This window comes from Serratia sp. 1D1416, assembly GCF_003641105.1.
GTDB classification, from domain to species: Bacteria; Pseudomonadota; Gammaproteobacteria; order Enterobacterales; family Enterobacteriaceae; genus Serratia; species Serratia ficaria.
In genome coordinates this window covers 2,668,287-2,694,462 of record NZ_CP032738.1, presented here as the reverse complement: position 1 = coordinate 2,694,462, position 26,176 = coordinate 2,668,287, and the positions used below count along the sequence as shown (strand labels likewise).

Annotated in this window: 31 protein-coding genes and 1 tRNA gene; 24 read left to right on the top strand and 8 right to left on the bottom strand. The window is 59.9% G+C overall.

Features of this window, described 5'->3' with window-relative positions; all coding sequences use genetic code 11:
* Positions 1–8 precede the first annotated feature (8 nt).
* From D7I37_RS12815 to D7I37_RS27295, 10 genes are all read left to right on the top strand, one after another.
* Entirely contained in the window at positions 9–200 is a 192-nt protein-coding gene (locus D7I37_RS12815) for a DUF1482 family protein (RefSeq protein ID WP_129543761.1), read from the top strand.
* Entirely contained in the window at positions 197–382 is a 186-nt protein-coding gene (locus tag D7I37_RS12810; protein ID WP_129543760.1) for a hypothetical protein, read from the top strand. The genes D7I37_RS12815 and D7I37_RS12810 overlap by 4 nt, the downstream gene beginning before the upstream one ends.
* Positions 372–767 (top strand): hypothetical protein, encoded by a 396-nt coding sequence (locus D7I37_RS12805; RefSeq protein WP_129543759.1) that lies wholly within the window; start codon positions 372–374, stop codon positions 765–767. Before D7I37_RS12810 ends, D7I37_RS12805 begins: the two co-directional genes overlap by 11 nt.
* Entirely contained in the window at positions 767–1,150 is a 384-nt protein-coding gene (locus tag D7I37_RS12800) for a hypothetical protein (protein WP_129543758.1), read from the top strand. Before D7I37_RS12805 ends, D7I37_RS12800 begins: the two co-directional genes overlap by 1 nt.
* Positions 1,151–1,405: a hypothetical protein gene (locus tag D7I37_RS12795; RefSeq protein ID WP_129543757.1), complete on the top strand. Its 255-nt coding sequence runs from the start codon at positions 1,151–1,153 to the stop codon at positions 1,403–1,405.
* Between the two features lie 9 nt (positions 1,406–1,414).
* On the top strand, positions 1,415–1,786 hold the full coding sequence (locus D7I37_RS12790; protein ID WP_129543756.1) for a hypothetical protein: 372 nt from the start codon (positions 1,415–1,417) through the stop codon (positions 1,784–1,786).
* Complete coding sequence (locus D7I37_RS12785; RefSeq protein ID WP_129543755.1) at positions 1,783–2,121, top strand: hypothetical protein; 339 nt, start codon at positions 1,783–1,785, stop codon at positions 2,119–2,121. Before D7I37_RS12790 ends, D7I37_RS12785 begins: the two co-directional genes overlap by 4 nt.
* Positions 2,122–2,195: 74 nt before the next feature.
* Entirely contained in the window at positions 2,196–2,468 is a 273-nt protein-coding gene (locus tag D7I37_RS12780; RefSeq protein WP_129543754.1) for a hypothetical protein, read from the top strand.
* Positions 2,469–2,588: 120 nt separating this feature from the next.
* Positions 2,589–3,167 carry a 3'-5' exonuclease gene (locus D7I37_RS12775; RefSeq protein ID WP_129543753.1) on the top strand — a complete coding sequence of 193 codons (579 nt, stop codon included), beginning with the start codon at positions 2,589–2,591 and terminating at the stop codon, positions 3,165–3,167.
* A gap of 43 nt (positions 3,168–3,210) precedes the next feature.
* Positions 3,211–3,405: an AlpA family transcriptional regulator gene (locus tag D7I37_RS27295; protein ID WP_129543752.1), complete on the top strand. Its 195-nt coding sequence runs from the start codon at positions 3,211–3,213 to the stop codon at positions 3,403–3,405.
* Between the two features lie 55 nt (positions 3,406–3,460).
* Here D7I37_RS27295 and D7I37_RS12765 read toward each other — a convergent pair.
* Positions 3,461–3,537 (bottom strand) — tRNA-Arg (locus D7I37_RS12765).
* A 183-nt stretch (positions 3,538–3,720) separates the two neighbouring features.
* Positions 3,721–3,930: a hypothetical protein gene (locus D7I37_RS12760; protein ID WP_061799448.1), complete on the bottom strand. Its 210-nt coding sequence runs from the start codon at positions 3,928–3,930 to the stop codon at positions 3,721–3,723.
* 208 nt (positions 3,931–4,138) lie between these two features.
* On the opposite strand from D7I37_RS12760, the gene folD reads away from it, so the two are divergent.
* Both folD and ybcJ read left to right on the top strand, forming a co-directional pair.
* On the top strand, positions 4,139–5,005 hold the full coding sequence (gene folD, locus D7I37_RS12755) for a bifunctional methylenetetrahydrofolate dehydrogenase/methenyltetrahydrofolate cyclohydrolase FolD (RefSeq protein WP_095096107.1): 867 nt from the start codon (positions 4,139–4,141) through the stop codon (positions 5,003–5,005).
* Between the two features lie 10 nt (positions 5,006–5,015).
* On the top strand, positions 5,016–5,228 hold the full coding sequence (gene ybcJ, locus D7I37_RS12750) for a ribosome-associated protein YbcJ (RefSeq protein WP_061799446.1): 213 nt from the start codon (positions 5,016–5,018) through the stop codon (positions 5,226–5,228).
* Between the two features lie 61 nt (positions 5,229–5,289).
* On the opposite strand, the gene cysS is transcribed toward ybcJ, so the two are convergent.
* Entirely contained in the window at positions 5,290–6,675 is a 1,386-nt protein-coding gene (cysS, locus tag D7I37_RS12745) for a cysteine--tRNA ligase (protein ID WP_061799444.1), read from the bottom strand.
* Between the two features lie 308 nt (positions 6,676–6,983).
* Between cysS and ppiB the strand changes: the two genes are divergently transcribed.
* The 4 genes from ppiB to purK all read left to right on the top strand — a co-directional run bounded on the left by ppiB (position 6,984) and on the right by purK (position 9,954).
* Positions 6,984–7,478, top strand: a complete 495-nt coding sequence (gene ppiB, locus D7I37_RS12740) for a peptidylprolyl isomerase B (RefSeq protein WP_129543751.1) — start codon at positions 6,984–6,986, stop codon at positions 7,476–7,478.
* A 10-nt stretch (positions 7,479–7,488) separates the two neighbouring features.
* The gene (locus tag D7I37_RS12735) at positions 7,489–8,211 is read left to right on the top strand and encodes a UDP-2,3-diacylglucosamine diphosphatase (RefSeq protein ID WP_061799442.1); all 723 of its coding nucleotides are present in this window, start codon (positions 7,489–7,491) and stop codon (positions 8,209–8,211) included.
* A gap of 154 nt (positions 8,212–8,365) precedes the next feature.
* Positions 8,366–8,890: a 5-(carboxyamino)imidazole ribonucleotide mutase gene (gene purE, locus D7I37_RS12730; RefSeq protein ID WP_061799441.1), complete on the top strand. Its 525-nt coding sequence runs from the start codon at positions 8,366–8,368 to the stop codon at positions 8,888–8,890.
* A complete protein-coding gene (gene purK / locus D7I37_RS12725) occupies positions 8,887–9,954 on the top strand; it encodes a 5-(carboxyamino)imidazole ribonucleotide synthase (RefSeq protein ID WP_129543750.1) in 1,068 nt (355 codons plus the stop codon). Before purE ends, purK begins: the two co-directional genes overlap by 4 nt.
* 72 nt (positions 9,955–10,026) lie before the next feature.
* On the opposite strand, the gene D7I37_RS12720 is transcribed toward purK, so the two are convergent.
* The 3 genes from D7I37_RS12720 to ybbA form a co-directional block, all read right to left on the bottom strand.
* Positions 10,027–11,433 (bottom strand): sugar porter family MFS transporter, encoded by a 1,407-nt coding sequence (locus D7I37_RS12720; protein WP_061799438.1) that lies wholly within the window; start codon positions 11,431–11,433, stop codon positions 10,027–10,029.
* Positions 11,434–11,823: 390 nt separating this feature from the next.
* The gene (ybbP, locus tag D7I37_RS12715; RefSeq protein ID WP_061799437.1) at positions 11,824–14,256 is read right to left on the bottom strand and encodes a putative ABC transporter permease subunit YbbP; all 2,433 of its coding nucleotides are present in this window, start codon (positions 14,254–14,256) and stop codon (positions 11,824–11,826) included.
* Positions 14,253–14,939 carry a putative ABC transporter ATP-binding protein YbbA gene (gene ybbA, locus D7I37_RS12710; protein ID WP_061799436.1) on the bottom strand — a complete coding sequence of 229 codons (687 nt, stop codon included), beginning with the start codon at positions 14,937–14,939 and terminating at the stop codon, positions 14,253–14,255. Before ybbA ends, ybbP begins: the two co-directional genes overlap by 4 nt.
* Between ybbA and tesA the strand changes: the two genes are divergently transcribed.
* The 3 genes from tesA to D7I37_RS12695 all read left to right on the top strand — a co-directional run bounded on the left by tesA (position 14,910) and on the right by D7I37_RS12695 (position 17,283).
* Positions 14,910–15,548, top strand: coding sequence for a multifunctional acyl-CoA thioesterase I/protease I/lysophospholipase L1 (gene tesA, locus D7I37_RS12705; protein ID WP_161990696.1), 639 nt, complete (start codon positions 14,910–14,912; stop codon positions 15,546–15,548). The two genes, ybbA and tesA, sit on opposite strands and share 30 nt — an antisense overlap.
* A 25-nt stretch (positions 15,549–15,573) precedes the next feature.
* Positions 15,574–16,350 (top strand): SDR family oxidoreductase, encoded by a 777-nt coding sequence (locus D7I37_RS12700; protein ID WP_061799434.1) that lies wholly within the window; start codon positions 15,574–15,576, stop codon positions 16,348–16,350.
* 78 nt (positions 16,351–16,428) lie between these two features.
* The gene (locus D7I37_RS12695; protein WP_061799432.1) at positions 16,429–17,283 is read left to right on the top strand and encodes a co-chaperone YbbN; all 855 of its coding nucleotides are present in this window, start codon (positions 16,429–16,431) and stop codon (positions 17,281–17,283) included.
* 129 nt (positions 17,284–17,412) lie between these two features.
* Here the strand turns inward: D7I37_RS12695 and cfa are convergent, their stop codons facing one another.
* Positions 17,413–18,564 carry a cyclopropane fatty acyl phospholipid synthase gene (gene cfa / locus D7I37_RS12690; RefSeq protein WP_129543749.1) on the bottom strand — a complete coding sequence of 384 codons (1,152 nt, stop codon included), beginning with the start codon at positions 18,562–18,564 and terminating at the stop codon, positions 17,413–17,415.
* 242 nt (positions 18,565–18,806) lie between these two features.
* On the opposite strand from cfa, the gene D7I37_RS12685 reads away from it, so the two are divergent.
* Together D7I37_RS12685 and D7I37_RS12680 are read left to right on the top strand one after the other, a co-directional pair.
* Positions 18,807–19,712 carry an SPFH domain-containing protein gene (locus D7I37_RS12685; RefSeq protein ID WP_061799430.1) on the top strand — a complete coding sequence of 302 codons (906 nt, stop codon included), beginning with the start codon at positions 18,807–18,809 and terminating at the stop codon, positions 19,710–19,712.
* Between the two features lie 2 nt (positions 19,713–19,714).
* Complete coding sequence (locus tag D7I37_RS12680; protein WP_129543748.1) at positions 19,715–20,176, top strand: NfeD family protein; 462 nt, start codon at positions 19,715–19,717, stop codon at positions 20,174–20,176.
* Here the strand turns inward: D7I37_RS12680 and cueR are convergent.
* Complete coding sequence (gene cueR, locus D7I37_RS12675) at positions 20,173–20,574, bottom strand: Cu(I)-responsive transcriptional regulator (RefSeq protein WP_061799427.1); 402 nt, start codon at positions 20,572–20,574, stop codon at positions 20,173–20,175. The two genes, D7I37_RS12680 and cueR, sit on opposite strands and share 4 nt — an antisense overlap.
* A 254-nt stretch (positions 20,575–20,828) precedes the next feature.
* Between cueR and D7I37_RS12670 the strand changes: the two genes are divergently transcribed.
* The 3 genes from D7I37_RS12670 (at position 20,829) to copA (ending at position 26,133) form a co-directional block, all read left to right on the top strand.
* On the top strand, positions 20,829–22,304 hold the full coding sequence (locus tag D7I37_RS12670) for a phospholipase (RefSeq protein WP_095096096.1): 1,476 nt from the start codon (positions 20,829–20,831) through the stop codon (positions 22,302–22,304).
* Positions 22,301–23,074 (top strand): ankyrin repeat domain-containing protein, encoded by a 774-nt coding sequence (locus tag D7I37_RS12665; protein ID WP_095096094.1) that lies wholly within the window; start codon positions 22,301–22,303, stop codon positions 23,072–23,074. The genes D7I37_RS12670 and D7I37_RS12665 overlap by 4 nt, the downstream gene beginning before the upstream one ends.
* A 347-nt stretch (positions 23,075–23,421) precedes the next feature.
* Positions 23,422–26,133 (top strand): copper-exporting P-type ATPase CopA, encoded by a 2,712-nt coding sequence (gene copA / locus D7I37_RS12660; protein ID WP_061799424.1) that lies wholly within the window; start codon positions 23,422–23,424, stop codon positions 26,131–26,133.
* Positions 26,134–26,176: the final 43 nt, after the last annotated feature.

The window sequence follows — 26,176 nt, the reverse complement described above, 5'->3', positions numbered from 1 at the left end:
AATGCCACATGTTCGGCCTATTTCTTCTCGTCTGCTACACCTACCAACCATGCGATTACGTGCCGCAGGGCTGGGTATATCCAGACCGCTCAAATTGCCTTGCTGATATCCACCAACAGGGCTTACCACCTCAATATGAATGCCTGCCGGTTGACGGAGTAATCCCGGCACAACGGTCAGTATCTCAGGAGAAAAAATGAGTAAGTTTATCTGGTTACTTCGCATCTTGGTCTTGGCTGTATCGATGCTGCAGGTTGTAGTCATTGATGTCACTGAGAATGGAACCATTGGGTATGTCGTGGGTGGGGTTTTCTTTTTGGCTTACTGCTGGGCTGTGTTGAATCTGTTGGACTACCTGAAGGATACCCCTGATGGACAATAATCTGAGCGAACTGAGCAAGCCGGTGGCGACTGTTGACGTTCAACGCGGCCGACCAGATGGAAATATGTTTGCCGTTGCATGGAGTTCAGCGGGCCATGCGTTGCCGGATGGCCCACACTTCATTTACTCGCAAGAGTACGTCTCCGCCCTGGATAAGGTGGCTCAATTTTGGATTGGAGAGTCTGCCGGATGGAAGAAGCGCGCCGAGGCAGCAGAGCAGCGCGTATCTGAGGCGGAGATCAGGGGCGTAGAGAAACTGGCGGAAGCATTCAAGTCATGGGCCAGTGACGAAACCTTCCCAGATTATGAAGCGCAGCGGCATTGGGCCACTGCGAGCCAAGAGGCGTTTTCTTTCGCTGATGACCTTCGCAATGGGGAGCTGTGATGATCGATAAATATCTACTCGAAGATCTAAGTTTGCGGAATGATGAGAAAGGCGAGCTGGCACGATGGGTTATCCAGCTCCAGGCAGGTGTAGGCACAGAACAGCGCAAGTCGGCATCGCTAGAAAGCGTCATTTACGCTCGCGATACGCGCATCGCCGAGCTGGAATCTATCGCTACCGATTATGCCGGAAAGTTCCAGAAGGCACAGGATGCAGCCAAACACCTAATCATCATGAATGACAGCGCTCAGGCGGAAATCGCACACCTGAAAGCGTTGCTGGCTACGCCGGTTCGGCTGTCAGACACGACACCCCCTCGTTGCCGTCTCCAGCATGCTGAGGATGTTCGCGCCGCTGGCTTCACCGTAAAGGGGGATGAGTAGATGGAGCTGACCGCAGCAGAAAAGAAATGGGTAAATGACGTGCAGAAGATGTTGAACCGCTGTCCGTCAAAACGCTTGGGGTTTGCAACGGCAGGCGATCGCAACATCATCATCTACGATAACGCATTCTCGCAAGCTATCGAGGACCATATTTTTAGCAGCGGAACGGGCGACTTCATCCCTACCGCTGATCGGCTAGGTGCGCTGCTGGGTGAAATAACTTTCCCGGCCAACGTCGAATCTACAGCATGTTAAGGGGGATGCATGACGCAGACACTAACGACTGAATGGCTGAAGGAGCGGCTGAAAACTCCGCGCTCCGGCACTGAGTTTGAGTTAATCACCGAACTCCTGGCTAACCGGGAGGCGCAGCCGGTGGCGCTGGTTGACCGACGCTCAGCAGCAAGCGGCAGCATCTGTTGGCAGAACGGCGGCAAAGACCTGCCACACGGAACTGCGCTTTACGCCGCCCCGCCAGCGCCAGCAGTGGTGAAGCTTCCGACCGAGTTCTACAGCGATGAAGGGGTTGTGGTGCGGTTGGAAGAAGTAATGGCTGCACTGGCCTTGGTCGGGGTGAAATACGAACGCAAGGGTGACGCCTGCCGCGCCGCAATGCTGAAAGGAGGTAAATCATGACTTTCGAAAACTGGACTATCGATGAGCTGTTTGAACGGTACATAGATATCGACGATGGCTCTCTGGAGATGGACTCCGAGGGGTTTACAGCGTTGCGCCGGAAGATTGCTGAGCTTCGCTCGACTCAACCTGTAAGCCAGGGTTACAAGTTGGTGCCGGTTGAGCTAACCAAAGAGATGATTGTTGCCGGACAGGACGAGTTCGAGGAATGCGTAGATCGGGGTTTCTCCAGTGACGCAGATGGCAACCGTTATGATTACACAGACATAGCACCAGATGCGCCAGCCCGGATTTTCAAGGCAATGATGGCAGCAGCGCCGGAGGGTGGGAAGTAGCATTACAGGTGGCATTCACTGAGTGCCACCGATAATGCTATAAATACCATTTATAACAAATGGAATGTATTTAAATGGCTAAACCTGAAGAGCCTTACCGGTTGTTAAAAGTGGAAAGCTATATAGCGAATAGCACCTCAGGAAAAAGAGGGAAAGTCCACATTCGTCCATTGCCGGGGCAGTGGGCAGGCCCCCATCTGGCTGTAGAGTGTTCAAAAAAACTCTCTGATCCAAAAGTCTATCCTGTTGGCAGCCAATTTGAAATTACGGCCAAGTTAACGGATAGAGCGGAAGGCGGGGAGTATATTTACAGTAGCTTTCGATGGAAATTTAAACAGATTAAATAGCCGCCTCCGGGCGGTTTTTTATTGCCCATCACAGAGCAGCTTTCCGAGGCTGCTGCGTGATGTTCCGTAAACATTAACCTTGCCCTGTTTCGACGGGGCTTTTTTATGCCTGGAGAAAATATGCAACACCTGATGCTTGACCTTGAAACTATGGGTAAGAAGCCCAGCGCACCTATCGTGGCCATCGGGGCCGTACTCTTTGATCCGCGCACCGGCCAGCTGGGCGAGTCGTTCTATACCGCCGTCGACCTGGAAAGCTCAATGGCCGGCAAGGCAACGCCTGATGCCGATACCATCATTTGGTGGATGAAGCAAAGCAGCGAGGCACGTGCAGCGATCTGCGTGGATGGAGCGCCATCCCTACTATCCGCGTTGTATGACCTGAATAAATTCATTCGGTCCAATGTCGCTAATCCCCGTAGCCTTCGAGTGTGGGGCAATGGGGCCGTGTTCGATAACGTGATCTTGCGTGAGTCCTACCAGCGTGAATGCGTTCCGCTGCCGTGGGAATGGTTCAACGACAGAGACGTTCGGACCATTGTTGATCTTGGCCGGGCTGTTGGTTTTGATCCTAAACGCGATATGCCGTTTGACGGAGAACGCCATAATGCCCTGGCTGATGCAACCCACCAGGCAAAATACGTTTCAGCAATCCACCAGCGATTACTATCCCCCCACCAGCAACCGAACGATCTGTAAATTTTCACGGCCTGCAGCAGCTGGCCTAATCCGTGGAGGAATTATGGCAACGAGATATATTGGGTTAAAAGAGATGTGTAAACTAACGGGGAAGAGCCACCCTACGCTTTGGCGGATGTGGGCAAAGAAGAAAGATTTCCCGGCGCCGCAGCGAAGTAAAAGCGGATCATTCTTGGGATGGCCTGAAGCGGTCTATGAGGACTGGGTACTTCGACAAGATGCTAACGACACCCGTTAGAACACCTTCACTTCTAACAACACCCACGAAAACACGTGTAACCACTTGATTTTACTGGTACGCCCTACAGGGCTCGAACCTGTGACCTACGGCTTAGAAGGCCGTTGCTCTATCCAACTGAGCTAAGGGCGCATTGGGATGCGGCAACCTGGGGTTGCGGGTGGGATTATACGGTCAGAGATCATTGAGTCAATGCCTTTTCATGACGTTACGGCGGCAGCCGTGCTTTATGGCGTTTTTTCAGCCAGCGGCCGCGCGCCGCCGGGTTAACGCCGTCATTTCACCCGGGCGAAATCCGACGGCAGGCCAGTTTATTCATCCGCGCAGCCTGCGGCGCAGCGCGTTCAGGCGCATTCGCCATGCGGGCTTGGCCGCGTGCCTGCCGAGCGGGCGCAAAAGCGTCGACTGCGCCGCCTCCGCCGGGTGCAGCGACGAGTCGAACACCGTTTCCCCCACGTGCTTAGGCGGTTCCGGCGGGCTATCCGGCGGGTGATGCAAAGGGTAAAGCCGGGTGATGAGCATCATGATTTGTCCCCCATGACCTTGATGGCAACGATCTCAGCCTACCCAGCCGCAGGTAAAAAAGACGTAGAGGATCATTCTGTTGGTATAAAAAAAGCGTAAATCGGCGCCGGCAAACGGCGCCGGGGATGATTCAGCGCCTGACAGCGCGCTCAGCTTCTGACAAAATAGCGCCATCCCCGCTTTTCTTAATTGATGGATTTCCTCACCGATGGCAGCAAAGATTATTGATGGTAAAACGATTGCGCAGCAGGTTAGAAACGAAGTGGCTGAGCAAGTTAAACAACGTCTGGCGGCCGGTAAACGCGCCCCGGGTCTGGCGGTAGTGCTGGTCGGCGAGAACCCGGCCTCGCAGATTTACGTCGCCAGCAAGCGCCGCGCCTGCGATGAAGTAGGCTTTCTCTCCCGCTCCTACGATCTGCCCGCCACCACCAGCGAAGCCGAGCTGCTGGCGCTGATCGACCAGCTGAACGCCGATGCGGAAATCGACGGCATTCTGGTGCAGCTGCCGCTGCCGGCCGGCATCGATAACGTCAAGGTGCTGGAGCGCATCCATCCCGATAAAGACGTCGACGGTTTCCACCCGTACAACGTCGGCCGCCTGTGCCAGCGCGCGCCCAAGCTGCGCCCCTGCACCCCGCGCGGCATCGTCACCCTGCTGGAGCGCTATGACATCGACACCTACGGCCTGAACGCCGTGGTGGTTGGCGCATCCAATATCGTCGGCCGCCCGATGAGCATGGAGCTGCTGCTGGCCGGCTGCACCACCACCGTCACCCACCGTTTCACCAAGGATCTGCGCCATCACGTCGAGAACGCCGATCTGCTGGTGGTGGCGGTTGGCAAGCCGGGCTTTATTCCGGGCGACTGGATCAAACCGGGCGCCATCGTGGTGGACGTCGGCATTAACCGCCTGGAAAGCGGCAAAGTGGTCGGCGACGTGGATTTCGAGGCCGCCAGCGAACGCGCCGCCTACATTACCCCGGTTCCGGGTGGCGTTGGCCCGATGACCGTTGCTACACTGATCCAAAATACCTTGCAGGCCTGCGAGGAATATCACGACGTTCAACCTAAATAAGTAAGGCAGTATGGAAATTTTTAATCTGGATAATCACCCCCACGTCGAACTCTGCGATCTGCTGAAGTTCCAGGGCTGGTGCGAAAGCGGCGGCGCCGCGAAAGAAGTGATTGCCGAAGGGCAGGTTAAGGTCGACGGCAAGGTCGAAACCCGCAAGCGCTGCAAGATCGTCGCCGATCAGGTGGTGGAATTTGCCGGCGGCAAGGTTGTGGTCAAACCCTAATCCCCTGCCATAGAAAAAGGCGCTGAATTCAGCGCCTTTTTTGTTTGCCTGCCGCGCCGAATTACTTGCGGCGCCAGGTGGTGCCCTGCGGGCCGTCTTCCAGCACGATGTTCATCTCGTTCAGCCGATCGCGCGCGGCATCCGCCAACGCCCAGTCTTTGGCCTTGCGCGCGTCGTTGCGTTGCTTGATCAGCGCTTCGATTTCCGCCACTTCGCCGTCGTCGACCCTGGCGCCGCTTTGCAGGAACTGTTCAGGCTCCTGCTGCAGCAGGCCGAGCACCTTCGCCAGCTTGCGCAGCTCCGCCGCCATGCCGTTGGCCGCCGCCATGTCTTCGTTCTTCAGGCGGTTAACTTCACGCGCCAGATCGAACAGCGCCGAGTAGGCTTCCGGGGTGTTGAAATCGTCGTCCATCGCCTCGCGGAAACGGGCCTCGAAGGCTTCGCCGCCGGCCGGCTGCGCCGTTGCGTCGGTGCCGCGCAGCGCGGTGTACAAACGCTCCAGCGCGGTGCGCGCCTGCTTCAGGTTCTCTTCGCTGTAGTTCAGCTGGCTGCGGTAATGGCCGGACATCAGGAAGTAACGCACCGTTTCGGCATCGTAATGGCCGAGCACGTCGCGGATGGTGAAGAAGTTATCCAGCGATTTGGACATCTTCTCTTTGTCGATCATCACCATGCCGGAGTGCATCCAATAGTTGACGTACGGGCCGTCGTGCGCGCAGCTGGACTGGGCAATCTCGTTCTCGTGGTGCGGGAACATCAGGTCGGAACCGCCGCCGTGGATGTCGAAATGGGTACCGAGCTGCTTGCAGTTCATGGCGGAGCACTCGATATGCCAGCCCGGGCGCCCTGCGCCCCACGGCGACTGCCAGCTCGGTTCGCCCGGCTTGGACATTTTCCACAGCACAAAGTCCATCGGGTTGCGCTTCACGTCGTCGATTTCAACGCGCGCGCCGGCCTGCAGCTGGTCCAGATCCTGGCGCGACAACAGGCCGTATTGCGGATCGCTGTCGATCGAGAACATCACGTCGCCGTTGCTGGCCACGTAGGCGTGATCGCGGTCGATCAGCCGTTGGGTGATCTCGATGATTTCGGCGATATGCTGGGTGGCGCGCGGCTCCAGATCCGGGCGTTCAATCAGCAGCGAATCGAAGTCGGCGTGCATCTCCGCCAGCATGCGCCCGGTCAGTTGATCGCAGGTTTCGCCGTTCTCCGCCGCGCGGCGGATAATTTTGTCGTCGACGTCGGTGACGTTGCGCACGTAGTTCAGCGAGTAACCGAGATAGCGCAGGTAGCGCGCCACCACGTCGAAAGCGACAAAGGTACGCCCGTGGCCGATATGACACAGGTCATAGATGGTTACCCCGCACACGTACATGCCGACTTTTCCGGCATGAATGGGTTTGAATTCCTCTTTTTGACGACTCAGGGTATTAAAAATCTTTAGCATCGGGACATTCCGTGGTGTGCGTGATAACAAAAATGGTAACCAGGCTCAGGTTGTTCACCCGGTAGCGTATTGAAACCCGAAGCCTGATCTAATGCAAGGTTAAGGCCATGCTTTGCCGACTCTGCCGATGGAAAACGGTGAAAAATCAGCGTTCGGTATGAGTGTTATAATATAACAAATTTAGTTTTTCCACAGCCGGCGCGCGGTTTAGCCGCTGCTGACTCGCTCTGGGAGATATGTTATAAGGTCGGTCTGAATGTTCACTCGCTCTACGTGACGTCTCACTTCATCTTGTTAGGACTAAAACTATGGTTACTTTCCACACCAATCACGGCGACATCGTTATCAAGACCTTTGCTGACAAAGCGCCGGTTACCGTTGAAAACTTCCTGAACTACTGCCGCGCAGGCTTCTACGACAACACGATTTTCCACCGTGTCATCAATGGCTTCATGATCCAGGGCGGCGGTTTTGAGCCTGGCATGAACCAGAAAGCCACCAACGCGACCATCAAGAACGAAGCCAACAACGGTCTGAAAAACACCATCGGCACCCTGGCAATGGCGCGCACCAACGATCCGCACTCCGCCACCGCGCAGTTCTTCATCAACGTGGCAGACAACGACTTCCTGAACTTCCGCGGCGAAAACGCGCAGGGTTGGGGCTACTGCGTATTCGCAGAAGTGGTTGAAGGCATGGACGTGGTCAACAAGATCAAAGGCGTGAAAACCGGCCGCAGCGGCATACACCAGGACGTGCCGGTAGAAGACGTCGTGGTCAACAGCGTTACCGTCAGCGAGTAATCGCGGCTGCATGAGTACGCTGTTCATCGCAGATCTGCACTTGTGCGCACAGGAACCGGCAATCACTGCCGGTTTTCTGCGTTTTTTACGGCGTGAAGCCGTCCACGCCGACGCGCTGTACATCCTCGGCGACCTGTTTGAAGCCTGGATCGGCGATGACGATCCGGAGCCGCTGCACGGTGAAATCGCCGCGGCGCTGAAGGCGCTGCAGCAGGCCGGCGTGCCCTGCTACTTCATCCACGGCAACCGCGATTTTCTGTTGGGCAAGCGCTTTGCCCGCGCCAGCGGCATGCAGCTGCTGCCGGAAGAAAAAGTGCTGGAACTGTACGGCCGCAAAATTCTGATCCTGCACGGCGACACCCTGTGCACCGACGATCAGGCCTACCAGCAGTTCCGCCGCAGGGTGCACAATCCGCTGATCCAAAAGCTGTTCCTGGCCCTGCCGCTGCGCTGGCGCCTCAAGATCGCCGCCAAAATGCGCGCCCGCAGCCAGCAAACCAACCGGTATAAGTCGGAAGCCATCATGGACGTCAACCCGCAAGCGGTTGAGCAGGCGATGCGGCGCCACGGCGTGCGCTGGATGATCCACGGCCATACCCATCGGCCGGCGGTGCATCGGCTGAGCCTGAACAACGGCGAAGCCCACCGCGCGGTGCTGGGCGCCTGGCACGTTGAAGGCTCGATGATCAAAGTCAGCGCCGACGCCGTCGAACTGATCCAATTCCCGTTCTAACTCCCTGACTTGCCGCGCGAGTGAAAAAATTCGCGCTTTCGACGGCGAAAACCGGCGACGCAACCGTTTTCCTCGCCGTGCGCTCATGGTATGCTCTACGCCCTCATTCGGCCCCTGCGGCCGACGCTTGCACAATCACAGGAGCCTTACACCCATGGGAGCCAACGCCGCTTCAGCCACCCCCGCTGAGGTTAAAATCGCAATTGTAATGGGATCGAAAAGTGACTGGGCCACCATGCAGTTTGCCGCCGAAGTCCTGACCATGCTCGATGTCCCCTTCCATGTCGACGTCGTTTCCGCTCATCGCACGCCAGATAAACTGTTCAGCTTCGCCGAACAGGCCAGCGCCAACGGTTTTGACGTGATCATCGCCGGCGCGGGCGGTGCGGCGCACCTGCCGGGCATGCTGGCGGCGAAAACCCTGGTTCCGGTGCTGGGTGTGCCGGTACAAAGCGCCGCGCTGAGCGGCGTGGACAGCCTGTATTCCATCGTTCAGATGCCGCGCGGCATCCCGGTCGGCACCCTGGCGATCGGCAAAGCCGGCGCGGCCAACGCCGGGCTGCTGGCGGCGCAGATCCTGGCGCTGCACGACGGCGCACTGGCGCAGCGTCTGGCGGACTGGCGCCGCGCGCAGACCGAAGACGTGCTGAACAACCCGGATCCGCGGGAGGAAGCATGAAGCCGGTTTGCGTACTGGGCAACGGCCAGCTGGGGCGCATGCTGCGCCAGGCCGGCGAACCGCTGGGCATCGCCGTTTATCCGGTCGGCCTCGACGCCGAGCCGGAGGCGGTGCCTTATCAGAACAGCGTCATCACCGCCGAGATCGAGCGCTGGCCGGAAACCGCCTTAACCCGCGAGCTGGCGACCCACGGCAGCTTCGTGAACCGCGACATCTTCCCGCGTCTGGCCGATCGCCTGACGCAAAAACAGCTGCTCGACCAGCTCGGCCTGGCCACCGCGCCCTGGCAACTGCTGGCGAGCGCCGCCGAGTGGCCGCAGGTATTCGCCACCCAGGGCGAACTGGCGATTGTCAAACGCCGCGTTGGCGGTTACGACGGCCGCGGCCAGTGGCGCCTGCGCCCGGGCCAGCAGGCTGAACTGCCGACCGACGCCTACGGTGAATGCATCGTCGAACAGGGCATCAACTTCTCCGGCGAAGTGTCGCTGGTCGGCGCGCGCGGCCACGACGGCAGCGCGGTGTTCTATCCGCTGACCCACAACCTGCATGAAGACGGCATCCTGCGCGCCAGCGTAGCGCTGCCGCAGCCCAATCCGGCGCTGCAGCGGCAGGCCGAGCAGATGCTGGCGGCGATCCTGAACGAGCTGAACTACGTCGGCGTGATGGCGATGGAGTGCTTTATCGTCGGCGATCGCCTGCTGATCAACGAGCTGGCGCCGCGGGTGCACAACAGCGGCCACTGGACGCAAAACGGCGCCTCCATCAGCCAGTTCGAGCTGCACCTGCGCGCCATCCTCGGGCTGCCGCTGCCCAAGCCGGTGGTGAGCACCCCTTCGGCGATGGTCAACCTGATCGGCACCGCGGTGGATCCGCAGTGGCTGGCGCTGCCGCTGGTGCATCTGCACTGGTACCAGAAAGAGGTGCGCGCTGGCCGCAAGGTGGGCCACCTGAACCTGAACGATCCGAGCGCCGCCGCCCTGCGCCAGACGCTGCAGGCACTGGCGCCGCTGCTGCCGGACGAGTATCAGAGCGGCCTGGCCTGGGCGCAGCGGAAGCTGGCTTAAGGTCGGTCGCCGACGAAAGGAAAAGGGTTCAGTTCGCATTCAGAACTGAACCCTTTTTTGTTGCCGCAGAGATCAACGCGAGCCGATTTTACGCAACGGTTTGCCGGCCATCAGATTGCGTTCGATATGTTCCAGCGAGATATTTTTGGTTTCCGGGATCAGCGCCAGCGTGATGAAGATAAACAGCACGTTGAGCGCCGCGTAAACCCAGAAGGTGCAGGCGCTGCCCAACGAATTGAGCATGGTCAGGAAGGTCGCCCCGACGATCATGTTGGCGATCCAGTTGGTGGCGGTAGAACAGGTAATGCCGAAATCGCGGCCTTTCAGCGGCTGGATCTCCGAGCACAGCACCCAGATCAGCGGGCCGGCGCTCATGGCGAAACCGACGATAAACATCAGCAGCATGATGATGGCGAAGTATTGCGTCGCCGGCGTGCTCATGCCGAGGCTCATCATGGTCCCCAATGCGCCCATGCCCACCGCCATTACGATAAAGCCGAGGATCAGCGTCGGTTTACGGCCCCAGCGGTCGACCAGGCCAATCGCGATAAAGGTGGCCAGCACGTTGACCAACCCGACGATCACCGTCCCCCACATCTGCTGCTCGGTGCTGGCGAAGCCCGCCAGGCCAAATATTTTCGGCGCGTAATACATGGTGACGTTCATGCCGGTGAACTGCTGCATCACCTGCAACAGAACGCCAAGGAACACCGCGCGGCGGAAGTTTTTATTGTCTTTGAACAGCGCCCAGCCGCTCTGCTTCAGCTTGAGGCTTTCGCGAATTTCATTCAGCTCATGCTGGGCCTGCGCGCTGCTGTCGCGCAGCTTTTCCAGCACCTGCCGCGCCTGTTCATGGCGATTGCGCGAGGCCAGCCAGCGCGGGCTGTCCGGCAGGAAAAACACGCCGACCAGCAGCAGCCCGGCGGGAATGGTGATGACCCCCAGCATCCAGCGCCAGGCGCCGGTATAGCTGAAGGCGGTGTCAGACAGATAAGCCGCCAAAATGCCGATGGTGATCATCAGCTGATACATGGAAATCATGCTGCCGCGAATTTTCTCCGGCGCAATTTCAGACAGGTAAATCGGCGCGGTATAGGAAGCGATGCCCACCGCCAACCCCAGCAGCACGCGGGAAACGATCAGTATTTCCACGTCGGGCGCGAACGCCGAACACAGCGACCCCGCCACAAACAGGATCGCGCCGATCATCAGGCTGTATTTGCGCCCCAGGCGGAAGTTCATCCAGCCGCTGCCGACCGCGCCGACCGCTGCCCCAAACATCATTGAGCTGACCACCCACTCCTGCTGGGAGCTGGTGATATTAAACGACTCGGTAATAAACGGCAGAGCGCCCGCAATCACGCCGATATCCAGGCCAAACAGCAACCCGGCTAACGCAGCCAGAAAACAGACGAAAAAAGTCATACCGGCATTAGCCTGGCCTTTTGCAGCCGGTGCAGCTTTGGCGGTAGCACTCATACAGCCTCCAATAGGTAACGTTCATCAGTTAACGCCATGATAGGAGGCAATCGCCCGGCGGTAAGTGAGTGCGATCACATTAGTGGAAACGGTTACATTATTTTTGCTTTGCAAAAAAAACGCCGCATCGGCAAAAAGTAGCCGTAAGTCACTAATAAAATGCCACTTACTTTACTCATGCGGTTTGAAAAATAAACCCAGCGGAACGTCAATCCGGGGCGATTAGCGTATTCCCCGGGCCGACTTCGGTAAACTTGTAAGCGATTTCACTCACATTCCAAGGGCTGCCGGCAGGAAGAACCTGGGATCGGGGGACTCGGGGCGACGGAGCGGAAAGAGGAGCTGAAGCGGATCCGACCTGGCGACGGGCCGGATCCATGCCGAGGGCGGTTACCCGTCGTAGCTGCGGAACAACGCCCGCCCGCGCAGCAGGCGCACGCCAAGCCAGCCACCGCACAGCGACAGCAACAGCGCGCTGAACAGCGGCAGCGCCCACCACAGCACCGGCGTCGGCGCCCAGGGGAAATCAAACACCTGGCTTTGCAGCAGCCACAGCGCCGCTTCCGCGCCAACCGCCGCGGCGACGCCCGCCACCAGCCCCAGCAAAGCGAATTCACACCACAGCGTGCTGCGCAACAGACGCTTGCCGGCGCCCAGCGTTCGGTACACCACCAGCTCCTGTCGCCGCTGCCGCATGCCGACCTGCACCTGCGCCATCAGCAACAGGCCGCCGCACAGCACCACCAGCACCACCATCACCTCCAGCGCACGACTGACCTGCTGCAGCACGCCGCCGACCTGTTTCAGGATCGATCCGATGTCCAGCAGGCTGAGCGTCGGGAACTGGCGGTTAAGCTGGGTCAGCATCTGGCCGTCGCCGTCATAACGGAAGCTGGTCAGCCAGGTTTGCGGCTGGCCGTCCAGCGCGCCCGGCGGGAAAATGAAGTAAAAGTTCGGCTTCAGGCTTTCCCAGTCCACCTGGCGCAGGCTGGTGACTTTGGCGCTGAACGACTGGGTATCGCCGCTGAAGGTCAGCGTGTCGCCCAGCTTGATCTTCAATCGTCCGGCGATGCCTTGATCCATCGACACCTCCCCGGCCTGCGGCGGCCAACTGCCGGCCTGCAGCGGGTTGTGATCCGGCAGCTGCGCCAGCCAGGTCAGGTTCAGCTCGCGGTTGACCGCCTCGCCGCCCGGATCGTCCTCATGCACCCGTTCGGTAGCCACCTGCTGGTTAATCTCGGTCAGACGCACCCGCACGATCGGGTAGTACGTCTCCGGTTTGATCTGCCGTTGCTGCAGGAAAGCCTGCACCTGCGGCACCTGCGCTTCGGTCATGTTGAGCAGGAAGTAGTTCGGACTGTCCGGCGGCAGCTGCTGCTGCCAGCGATCCAACAGATCGCCGCGCAGCACCAGCAACAGGGCCAGCAGCATGAACGACAGCGAAAACGCCGCCAGCTGGCTGACCGTCACCCACGGCTGATGCAGCAAGCGGTTAACCGCCAGCCGCAGCGCCAGGTTCTTCAACTGGATGCGGCGCAGCAACAACAGGCTGCCCCAGCCAATGCCGCCCAGCAGCAACGCCAGCACCAGAATGCCGGCCAAAATGGCCCACAGCAGCGTGCTGGCGCCCATCAGCGCGGTCAGCAGCGCCACCACGATCACCGCCGTGGCCGGCAGGAAATAGCGCAGCGGCCAGACGTTGGCCACCACGTCGCGGCGCAGCACGCGCAGCGGCTGGGTGGCCAGCAGTTGTCGATACGGCCGCAGCCCGACCAGCAGCGAAATCAGCACCAGCGCGCCCAGCGCCCACAGCCACGGCCAGCCCCCGGCGGCGGGCAACGCCGCCGGCAGCACCGGCGCCAGCAGGCGGATCAGCGCCGCCTCGAAGGCCAAACCTATCGCCCCGCCGCACGCCGCCGCCAGCAGCATTACCGCCAGCCACTGGCCGACGATCAGCTTGCGCAGCGCGCCGCGGCCGGCGCCGAGCGTTTTCAGCACCGCAATCAGATCATAACGGCTGCGGCAGTAGTGGCTCATCGCCACCGCCACTGCGGCGATCGACAGCAGCAGCGTCAATAACGCCGACAGCAGCAGGAACTGTTGAGAACGCTGCAGCGATTTGCCCAGCGCGCTGCCGGACTCCTGCAGCCCGAACCAGCGTTGGTCCGGCTGCAGCTGCGGCGTCAGGCGCGTTTCGTAACCCTGGAGATCCTGCGCCGCACCGGCGAACATGTAACGATAGGTCAGGCGACTGCCCGGCTGCACCGCGCCGGTTTTATCGACGTCCGCCAGGTTGATCATGATGCGCGGCGCGGTCTGGAACGGATTGAAGCCGGAATCCGGCTCCTGAATGATTTCACCGGCGATGCGCAGGCGGGTGTCGCCGACCTCGAGCATGTCCCCGACCTTCACGTTGAGCAGCGCCAGCAGGCGCGGCGCCACCAGCACGGAGCCCGGCTCCGGCTTGACGTTGGCCGGTCGCGTTTCCAGCTTGCCGTACAGCGGATAGGCCAGATCGGTAGCCTTAACGTCCGCCAGCTGCGGCCGATCGCCGGCGTAGGTCATGGTGGTGAACGACAGCTGGCGGCTGAGTTTCAGCCCTTCCTGCTGCGCGTCCAGCAACCACCCCTCCGGCACCGGCCGGGCGCTGCGCAGCACCCGATCGCCGGCGATAAAGTCGCGGCTCTGCTGGCTCAGCCCCTTGTCCATGCGGTCGCTGATGCTGCCCAGCGCCAGCACGCAGGCGACCGACAGCGTCAGCGCCAACCAGACTATCAGCAATGACGGGGAGCGCCATTCCCGCCAAAACCAGCGCCAGATCATGCTTCCTCCCACAGCTTGCCTTCGCGCAGCCGCAGCCGCCGCTGGCAGCGCGCCGCCAGCGTTTCGTCGTGAGTCACCAGTATCAGGGTGGTGGCGAAATCCCGGTTGAGGGTGAACAGCAGGTCGGCGATGCGTTCGCCGGTCTGGCGATCGAGGTTGCCGGTCGGCTCATCGGCGAACAGCACCCGCGGCCGGCCGCTGAAGGCGCGCGCCAACGCTACCCGCTGCTGCTCGCCGCCGGACAGCTGCGCCGGCAGGTGATCGAGCCGCTTGCCCAGCCCCAGCTGTTCCAGCAGCTGCACCGCCTGCTCGCGGCTTTGGCGGTCGCTCTCGCCACGCAGCAGCGCCGGCAGCTGCACGTTTTCCAGCGCGTTCAGCGTCGGCACCAGCATGAACGACTGGAACACGAAGCCGACGTTTTTGGCGCGCAGCGCGGCGCGGCCCTCTTCATCCAGCGCGGTCAGCGACTCGCCCAGCAGCTGCACCTCCCCTTCGCTGCCGTCGTCCAGCCCGGCGAGGATGCCCAGCAGCGTCGATTTGCCCGAACCGGATTCGCCGATCAGGGCGATCGTCTGCGCGGGTTTGACAACCAGCTCGACTCCGGTAAGGATGGAGAGCCGATGCTCACCCTGACCAACGTGTTTACTAAGATGATGAACTTCAAGAACGTTTTCCGCTGGCATCTTCCCTTCCTTTTGCTGTTGGGATTATTCAGTTTACGCGCCGTCGCCGCCGATACCTTATTGATTTTGGGCGACAGTTTAAGCGCCGGCTATCGCCTGCCGGTGGCGCAGGCCTGGCCGACGCTGTTGGCCGATCAATGGCAGAAAAAACCGGGCGAGCCGCAGCTGGTCAACGCCAGCATCAGCGGCGACACCGCCGCGCAGGGCCTGGCGCGTCTGCCGGCGCTGCTGAAACAACATCAGCCGCGCTGGGTGCTGATCGAGCTGGGGGCCAACGACGGCCTGCGCGGGTTCCCGGCGCAGGATGTGCAACGCGATCTCGGCCAAATCATCACCCTGGTGCGGCAGGCCGGCGCCCAGCCGCTGCTGATGCAGATCCGCATTCCGCCGAACTACGGCCGCCGCTATACCGAGGCGTTCAGCGCGATTTACCCGACGCTGGCCAAGCAGTTCGATATCCCGCTGCTGCCGTTCTATATGGAGCAGGTGGTGGTGAAAGCGGAATGGATGCAGGATGACGGATTGCACCCCAATCGGGACGCCCAGCCGTTTATCGCCACCTGGATGGCGGAACGTCTGGAACCTCTAGTAAAACATGAGTCTAACTAAATAGGGTTGTACACTAGGTAAAGTTATGCAAAAAGCGGTATTGATAACCGGCTGTTCCAGCGGGATTGGACTGATTGCGGCGCAGGACTTGCGCAACCGCGGTTACCGGGTGCTGGCCGCCTGCCGCAAGCCGCAGGACGTGGAAAACATGCGCCAGCTCGGGCTGGAAGGCATCGAGCTGGATCTCGACGACAGCGCCAGCGTCGAACGCGCCGCGGCGCAGGTGATCGCGCTGACCGAAGGCCGCCTGTACGGCCTGTTCAACAACGGCGGCTTCGGGGTTTACGGCCCGTTGAGCCGCATTTCCCGCCGCCAGCTGGAACGGCAGTTCGCCACCAACCTGTTCGGCACCCATCAGCTGACCCAGCTGCTGCTGCCGGCGATGCTGCCGCACGGCGAGGGGCGCATTATCCAGACCAGTTCGGTGATGGGGCTGGTGTCCAGCGCCGGCCGCGGCGCCTACGCCGCCAGCAAGTTCGCGTTGGAAGCCTGGTCCGATGCGCTGCGCATGGAGCTGCACGGCAGCGGCATTCAGGTGAGCCTGATCGAACCGGGGCCCATCGCCACCCACTTTACCCAAAACGTCAATCAGGCGCAGAGCGACAAACCGGTGCATAACCCCGGCATCGCCAAACGCCTGACGCTGCCGCCGGAGGCCATTCTGCCCAAGCTGCGCCACGCGCTGGAAAGCCCGAAGGCCAAATTGCGCTATCCGGTCACCCTGCTGGCGCACGCGCTGAGCGTGCTGCGCCGCATTCTGCCGGGGCGCTGGCTGGACTGGCTGCTGCGCAGCAACGGTTAATTTGGCCGTCGGGGTTGAAGAATGCCGGCGCGCCCCCATCTACAAGCCAATGGCTCCGCAAGATCAGAGAGAAAATACATGCTAGCTCAAGCTGTTGTTGATATTAACGAAACTAACCTGCACCAGACGCTGGAACAGTCGATGTCCATCCCGGTGCTGTTCTACTTCTGGTCGGAGCGCAGCCAACACTGCCTGCAGCTCACCCCGCTGCTGGACAAACTGGCGGCGGAATACGCCGGGCAGTTCGTGCTGGCCAAGGTCGACTGCGACGCCGAACAGATGATCGCCTCCCAGTTCGGGCTGCGATCCATCCCGACGGTGTACCTGTTCAAAGACGGCCAGCCGGTCGACGGCTTCCAGGGCCCGCAGCCGGAAGAGGTGATCCGCGAATTCCTGCAGCGTTTCCTGCCGAAGGAAGAAGATCTGAAGCTGGCGCAGGCGATGGAACTGCTGGCGGACGATAAGGCCGCCGAAGCGCTGCCGCTGTTGAAAGACGCCTGGCAGTCAAGCCAGCAACGCAGCGACATCGGCCTGACGCTGGCCGAGACCCAAATCGCGCTGAACCGCAGCGAAGACGCCGAAGCGGTGCTGGCGACCATTCCGTTGCAGGACCGCGACACCCGTTACCAGGGCCTGGTGGCGCAGATTGAGCTGCTGAAGCAGGCGGCCGACACCCCGGAAATCCAGCAGCTGCAGCAACAGGTTCAGCAGCAGCCGGACAACGTGGATCTGGCGGTGCAGCTGGCGCTGCAGCTGCATCAGGTCGGGCGCAACGAAGAAGCGCTGGAACTGCTGATCGGCCATCTGAAGAAAGATCTGGCCGCCGCCAACGGCAACGCGCGCAAGACGCTGATGGATATTCTGGCCGCGCTGGGCACCGGCGACGCGCTGGCGGCCAAGTATCGCCGTCAGCTGTATTCTTTATTATATTAACCCGCCATCCCCAATGGATTTTTCGTCGCATCTAGGCGGCAAACGCGAGAAGCCCTGGGAGCTTAGATAACTAAGTGACCAGGGTTCGAACGTGCAGCCAACAACGATGCGGCGGGAAAGACGAGGGGATTAGCGGTAAACCCGAACACCGCCTTCTATACCTTTCGGGCTGAACACCACCTGCCACAGCTGAATGTTGCGCGAGCGAAACGCGCCGGCGCAGGCATTCAGATAGTAAGTGAACATCCGCTCGAAGCGTTCGGAATAGCGCCCTGACAAGGCCGGCCACGCCCGCTTGAAATTCGCCAGCCACGCCATCAGCGTGCGGTCGTAATCCGCGCCGATATTGTGCCAGTCTTCCATCACGAAACGCCCTTCGCTGGCTTCGGCGATGTGCCGCACCGACGGCAAACAGCCGTTGGGGAAAATGTATTTGTCTATCCAGGCGTCGACGTTGAGATCGGTCTGGTTGGAGCCGATGGTGTGCAGCAGGAACAGGCCGTCGGGCTTCAGGTTGCGCGCCGCCACCCTGAAGTAGGTGTCGTAGTTTTTCGGCCCGACGTGTTCGAACATGCCGACCGAAACGATGCGGTCAAACTGACGGTTCAAATCGCGATAATCCTGCAGCAGGATCTCGACGTCCAGCCCGCGGCAGCGTTCCTGCGCCAGCTTTTGCTGCTCGGCCGAAATGGTCACGCCGTGCACCGAAACCCCATAGTGCTGCGCCGCATACTGCGCCAGCCCGCCCCAGCCGCAGCCGATGTCCAACAGCGACATGCCCGGCTTCAGCTGCAGCTTCTCGCAGATCATCTTCAGCTTGTCCTGCTGCGCCTGCTCCAGCGTTTGGGCCTCTTTCCAGTAACCGCAGGAATATTGCATATAGGGATCGAGCATCGCCCGAAACAGGTCGTTGCCGATATCGTAATGCTCTTTGCCCACCTGCCAGGCGCGTTTGCGCGACTGGCGGTTGAACAGCCGGGCATAGGCGATGCGCGCGATGTCGCTCAGGCTTTTCGGCAGCCGCTCATCGACGCCGGCCTGCAATATGCGGGTGAATAACGCATCCAGCCGATCGCAGTCCCACCAGCCGTCCATATAGCTTTCGCCAAAGCCGAGCGAGCCTTCCTGCAGGATGCGCTTGAACAGCGCGGGATTATGCACCCGGATGTCACAGGCGCGATTGCCGTTGATGGCGACGCCGGCTTCCGCCAGCATTTCTTCCACAATGCGATACCAGCGATCTTTTTTTGAGGCGAGTTCATCAACACTGATCGAATCCATAACAATCCTTGGCGCGAGATGTCATTTCAAAAAGCATAGTCGCAAATAAAAATGACAAATATTTGAAGTTAAAAGCGGCGAGACTTTTACTCTAACCAAGCCGGACAACGTCATGAAATGAATTAAAATTATTGGAAACATGCCAATTTGGCATATTCACCGCCAACTCCCCCCTGAATGATTAGTCTTTACCCGGCCGCTGGCGTAATATTCGTTTACATATGTCTGACAGGAGGTTTGCCATGTTTACTTTTATTCCGATCGTGATTGTCGTCGCGCTGATCGTGGTGTTCGCCGGCGTCAAAATTGTGCCGCAGGGGTTCCAATGGACGGTGGAACGCTTCGGCCGCTACACCAAAACGCTGATGCCCGGCCTCAATCTGGTGGTGCCGTTTATGGACCGCATCGGCCGCAAGATCAACATGATGGAACAGGTGCTGGATATTCCTTCGCAGGAAATCATCTCGCGCGATAACGCCAACGTCGCCATCGACGCGGTGTGTTTCATTCAGGTGGTCGATCCGGCGCGCGCCGCCTACGAGGTCAGCAACCTCGAGCAGGCGATCGTCAACCTGACCATGACCAACTTCCGCACCGTGCTCGGCTCGATGGAGCTGGACGAAATGCTGTCGCAGCGTGACAGCATCAACAGCCGCCTGCTGCACATCGTCGACGAAGCCACCAATCCCTGGGGCGTCAAAATCACCCGCATCGAGATCCGCGACGTGCGCCCGCCGGCCGAGCTGATCGCGTCGATGAACGCCCAGATGAAGGCCGAGCGTACCAAACGCGCCGATATTCTGGAGGCCGAAGGGGTACGTCAGGCGGCGATCCTGCGCGCCGAAGGCGACAAACAGTCGCAGATCCTGAAGGCCGAGGGGGAGCGGCAGTCGGCGTTTCTGCAGGCAGAGGCGCGCGAACGCGCGGCCGAAGCCGAAGCGCGCGCCACCCAGCTGGTTTCCGACGCTATCGCCAGCGGCAACATTCAGGCGGTGAACTACTTCGTGGCGCAGAAATACACCGATGCGCTGCAGAAGATCGGTTCGTCCAATAACAGCAAGGTGGTGATGATGCCGCTGGACGCCAGCAGCCTGCTCGGCTCCATCGGCGGCATCGCCGAGCTGTTGAAAGAAAGCAAGGGCAAATAACCATGGTCGAGCTCATTGCGGCAAATCCGCACGGGTTCTGGCTTTCCCTCGGCGGGGTGCTGCTGGCGGCGGAAATGCTCGGGGCCGGCGGCTATCTGTTGTGGAGCGGCGTGGCGGCCCTGCTCGTCGGGGCGCTGGTCTGGCTGCTGCCGCAGCTGCCCTGGGCATGGCAGGGGGCGATCTTCGCCGCGCTGACCGTGCTGGTCGCCTATCTGTGGTGGTACTGGCTGCGTCGGCGGCCGGCCGCCGCCGCCAGCGGTTCGCAGGTGCTGAACCAGCGCAACCGCCAGCTGATCGGCACCCGCGCCACCCTGACCGAAGCGATGCACAACGGCATGGGGCGCATCAACATCGGCGACGGCAGCTGGCGCGCGCAGGCCACTGAAGATCTGCCGGTCGGCACCGAGGTGGAAGTGATCGCCGTAGAAGGCGTCACCCTGGTGATCCGCGCCGTCAGCCGTTAAGCCTGCCGGCAGCAACCCGCCAGGTTATCGATGATCGGGCAGTCGGCGCCGTCATCGCCCGGGCATTGTTCCGCCAGCGCCAGCAGGCGTTGGCGCATCTCGCCCAGCTCGCCGATGTGCTTTTCGATTTCCGCCACCTTCTGCAGGGTGCGGGTCTTCACGTCGGCGCTGTGGCGGGCCGGATCGTTGAACAGCGCCACCAGTTCGCGGCACTCGTCCAGATTAAAACCCACCTGCCGCGCCTGGCGCAGCAGCGTCAGCTCTTCGATATGCTTGGCGGAATAACTGCGATAGCCGTTATCGGTGCGGATAGGCGCGGTCACCAGCCCCTTCTCTTCATAAAAACGGATCGCCTTGCTGGTTAAACCGGTTTTTTTCGCCACGTCGCTGATATTCATTTTCGCTCCTTGACCTTCCCCTTGCCGGAAGATCCATTAACCATCAACCAATTGATTTTAAATCAAATAATAAATTTAGATACTTTAAAGGTCCCCATAAAGACCTCCAAATATGGCGCCGCGTATTTTCATTAACTCGCCCAAATACGAAACGCTACAGGAGACCTTCCACAGTCTCTGCGGCATGAACATTGTAACTTCGCGTTTGTTTCGTTATAACCATTAAAACCACTATCTATCAAGGGATTGAAATTTTGCGGTTAATTTATTTAATTTCAGATGCACTAGAGCCAGAAAAATTCTCACGAATACTCTCACCGCACGATGCGCGATATGAATTAAGTCGAGGTTATCTCTTTGGCGGTACCGCTGGCATGTCAATATGCAGCCGACGGCATATCACGCGCAACACTCAATCCGGCATCGGTGTGTCAAGCTACCAAGAGGACACCCAAATGAAAAGGGCCGTCTTTGACGATATAAACCAGGGAAGTCTGCTTGCTATTGGCAATAGCTTCGGCGCGTGGTCATCTGCAAAACATGTTTTTTACATCGACGCCGACGGCAAGCTGCAACGCTATCCCGGCTCCCACCTTCCTGCGCTATACCCTGTAGCACACGTCATCGAACGCTATGAAGACATGGTACACCGCTACGGGCAACGCCCCAAGCCCACAGTACTCCCCCCACGTCAGAACATCACCCGCCGCCCGCCACTGCAACAGGCGATTGCTACGGCGGCTGCAACAGTAACGGCAACCTTGCAAGCAATGCGTCCCATGACCAAGGCCGAACGCTGGCAAGAACGGCAATACCTGATTGGACGCGGGAAACGCAGTATCTACCCCGATGCCCGTATTGCCGCACAACGGCTGGCCGATAACAACATCGCCGTAGAAAAAGCCAAACTAGCGGAAAACATCTACAAAACCACCGGCCCGTTACAGACAGTGCCAAATGTGCCCGAAGGCTGGAAAGACATCAGCAACAATGAGGCCAGTCTGAATAAAATGGGGTTAAGCAGTAAAATGCTTTATGACGACGATCTTTCACCTGATTTTTTGGCCCGCGTGTACCAGCCGGATGAAGAGATCTTTGGCAAGGCGATGAATCCAACCGTCGTTTTTCGGGGATCCAGAGCTCCGGAATTTCCCGGCCTCAAGGATGCCGCCATGGCACTCGCCAAAGGTGATACACCGGACATCAAGAACTTTGCAGACTGGAGTAATAACCTGACTCAAGGAGGCGGAATGCACTCCGAATACTATAAACGTGCTGTTGAGATTGGCGATAGTATATCGAAGTATCCTGACGTTGACATTGCCGGGCATTCGCTAGGTGGTGGAATGGCGTCCGCCGCGTCCATTGCCAGCGGTAACCCCGCGTGGACCTTCAACGCCGCCGGGCTGCATAAAAACACCGTAGAAATGTACAGTGGTAGCCGGCTCGGCGACACCAGCAATATCCACGCTTACCGCGTCGAAAATGAATTACTCACCACAATTCAGGAAGTGAATTTACCGGCTGATTATCGCCTCGTAAAAGGTAATCTTTTTGCTCTCGCGGCCAAAGAAGCTGTTTCCGTAAACACCCCTAACGCCGCAGGGATAACGTATGCTCTTCCCGGCGGAGCTGGCTCCCTGTTAGATAAGCACGGTATCGACCAAGCAATTAACTGCATTGAAGAACAGAAAGACGATGATATAGCCACCATTAAAGGCCGGATATGAAAAATTTAATCAGTATTGCAGTAATGTTATTTTCAGTGTTAATACTACAAGGATGTAAAGAGGGTATGGATTTGAAACCGCAGGATTATTTTGAAGGTAAGCAGTTAACTATTGCCGAAGTGATTTATCACGGGGATGAAGCAACATTAAAAAAAATACTTCCGACCTTCAGCAAGGAGGAGCTTAACCGTCCGGCGAAAGAAGACATAACGCTGTTATTCTGGGCGCTCAACAATGCAATCTTCGAAAAAAAGACGCCAGAGTACTTGCGGATCATTACAGCATTAGTCAAAGCTGGGGCCGACCCGTTGCAACCCCGTCCAAATGGAGGAAGCTGTCCAGCAGAATTTATGCTGAAAGCCGATGATGGCATCTGGATCAAGGCGATGCTAGACGGCGGGCTATCGCCTAATGCGCTGGATAAAGTTCACAACCAGCCCATTATATTTGAAGCATTCAAAGCCAAAAACATCGAGACACTCAAAGTCATGCTGGAATACGGCGCCGATATTAACACCAAAAATTCATTAGGTAATTCATTGCTTATTGACGCCCTTGATTCCCGAGCCTATGACCATGTTATTTACCTGCTAGACAAAGGGGCTGACAGTAGTATACAAGGCAACTCAGGCTGGACAATGGGCAACCAGTTACAACGTTTTATTAACCGAACCCAAGAAGGGACGGAAACTTGGGATAAACTGGAAGAAATCAAAACAACCTTAATCAAACACGGCGGAGAATGGCCGCCAAAGCCAGTAAAAAAATAACCCCCATTATCTTAAATACAGCAACCAAACTCACCGGTTGCTGTACTCCCCTATGCTCCTTTTAAAAAAACCATTGTAAGTATCTCGCCTAACCGAACTTTACCCGCCCGATACCCGGCGTGATGAACCGGTGATCCTCCATAGGGGCAATCTCAGTAGACAAAAGTAGAATGGTAAAGGGTGTGGTTCCAGTTCTGGCGGGCTTTAAAAGGTAACAAGGTCGACAGTGAATGACGTAGAGATATTTATTTGACCTTCCCCTTGCTGGAAGGTTTAAGCTTCATTCTTAGTGAAAATGGGTCAAGCGGTCAACCTTTAAACACCGCCCTTGAGCGAGGAATCGAATCATGTCACAAACTACCGTGTTGGCATTGCAGGGGCTGTCCTGCATGAACTGCGCGCAGCGGGTGAAACAGGCCCTGGAAAGCCGCAGCGACGTCGAGCAGGCCGAGGTTAACGTGCATTACGCCAAGGTGACCGGCGACGCGCCGGACAGCGCGCTGATCGACAGCGTGGCCGCCGCCGGCTATCAGGCCGAAATCGCGCAGCGGCCCGATACCGCGCTGCAGTTGAGCGGCCTGAGCTGCATGCACTGCGTCGGCAGCACCCGCAAGGCGCTGGAAGCGGTGCCGGGCGTGATCGCCGCCGACGTCAGCCTCGACGCCGCCAAAATCTATGGCGAGGCCGAACCGCAGGCGCTGATCGCCGCGGTGGCGCGGGCCGGCTATCAGGCCAGCCTGGCGGGCGCCATCGCCCCAAAATCTGAGCCGTTGACTGAAGCAACCCCTGAGTTGCCGGACGTTCAGCCAGCGGCACAGCCTTCCCTTCCGGCAACCGACAGCGATGACGACAGCGTGCAGCTGCTGCTCAGCGGCATGACCTGCGCCAGCTGCGTCAGCAAGGTGCAGCACGCCCTGCAGGGGGTGCCCGGCGTCGAGCAGGCGCGGGTCAACCTGGCGGAGCGCAGCGCGCTGGTGACCGGCGGCGCCGATCCGCAGGCGCTGGTGGCGGCGGTGGAAAAAGCCGGCTACGGCGCCGAGATGATCCAGGACGAAACCGAACGCCGCGAACGCCAGCAGCAGACCGCGCGCGCCAACATGAAGCGCTTTAGCTGGCAGGCGGCGCTGGGGTTGGCGCTGGGCATCCCGCTGATGGCCTGGGGGCTGTTCGGCGGCAGCATGTCGCTGACGCCGGAAACCCAGCGCCCGTGGCTGGTGGTCGGCATTATCACGCTGGCGGTGATGGCGTTCGCCGGCGGGCATTTCTACCGTAACGCCTGGCGCGCGCTGATGAACGGCAGCGCCACCATGGATACCCTGGTGGCGCTGGGTACCGGCGCCGCCTGGCTGTATTCGATCGGCGTCAATATCTGGCCCGATTTCTTCCCGATGGAGGCGCGACACCTGTATTACGAGGCCAGCGCGATGATCATCGGCCTGATCAACCTCGGCCACGCGCTGGAGCAGCGGGCGCGCCAGCGTTCTTCGCAGGCGCTGGAGCGGCTGCTGGATTTGACGCCGCCCACCGCCCGGCGGGTGACCGACGACGGCGAGCGCAATATTCCGCTGGCGGAGGTGCAGTTGGGCATGACGCTGCGCCTGACCACCGGCGATCGGGTGCCGGTCGACGGCGAGATCGTGCAGGGCGAAGCCTGGCTCGACGAAGCGATGCTGACCGGCGAAGCGGTGCCGCAGCAGAAAGGCGCGGGCGATACCGTGCATGCCGGTACGGTGGTGGACGACGGCAGCGTGCTGTTCCGCGCCGCCGCCATCGGCAGCAAAACCACCCTGGCGCGCATCATCAAGCTGGTGCGGCAGGCGCAAAGCAGCAAGCCGGAAATCGGCCAGCTGGCGGACCGCATCTCGGCGGTGTTCGTTCCGACGGTAGTGGCGATCGCGCTGTTCAGCGGCGCCCTCTGGTACTTCTTCGGCCCGCAGCCGCAGCTGGTTTACACGCTGGTGATCGCCACCACGGTGCTGATCATCGCCTGTCCTTGCGCGCTGGGTTTGGCGACGCCGATGTCGATCATTTCCGGCGTCGGCCGGGCGGCGGAGTTCGGCGTGCTGGTGCGCGACGCCGACGCGCTGCAGCAGGCCAGCCAGCTCGACACCCTGGTGTTCGATAAAACCGGCACCCTGACCGAAGGACGCCCGCAGGTGGTGGAGATCCTGACCTTCAATCAGGTCAGCGAACAGCAGGCGCTCGGCTGGGCCGCCGCGCTGGAACAGGGCTCCAACCACCCGCTGGCGCGCGCCATCGTCGAACGCGCCGCCGGGCAGACGCTGCCGCCGGTGGAGCAGTTCCGCACCCTGCGCGGCGCCGGCATCAGCGGCGACGTGGGCGGCGTGAAGCTGCTGCTGGGCAACGCCGCGCTGCTGCAGCAGCATCAGGTGGCCATCGGCGCGCTGGAAGCGCAGATGCGCAACCAGGCCGAACGCGGCGTGACGCCGGTGCTGCTGGCCGCCGACGGCCAACCGGCGGCGCTGTTCGCCATCCGCGATCCGCTGCGCGGCGACAGCGTTGAGGCGTTGCGACGCCTGCACCGCCAGGGCTACCAGTTGGTGATGCTGACCGGCGACAATCCGCTGACCGCCAACGCCATCGCCAAAGAGGCCGGCATCGACCGGGTGATCGCCGGCGTGCTGCCGGACGGCAAGGCGGAAGCGATCAAACGGCTGCAGGCGCAGGGGCGGCGCGTGGCGATGGTCGGCGACGGCATCAACGATGCGCCGGCGCTGGCGCAGGCCGACGTAGGCATCGCGATGGGCGGCGGCAGCGATGTCGCCATCGAAACCGCCGCGATCACCCTGATGCGCCACAGCCTGCACGGCGTGGCCGACGCGGTGGAGCTGTCGAAAGCGACGCTGCGCAATATGAAGCAGAACCTGTTCGGGGCGTTTATCTACAACAGCCTGGGCATCCCGATTGCCGCCGGCCTGCTGTATCCGCTGACCGGCACCCTGCTCAGCCCGGTGGTGGCCGGCGCGGCGATGGCGCTGTCCTCGATTACCGTGGTCAGCAACGCCAACCGGCTGCTGCGCTTCAAACCCAAAGGGTAACCCTCCCGGGGCGCCGCTGTGGCGCCCCGTTCGTTTTGACATA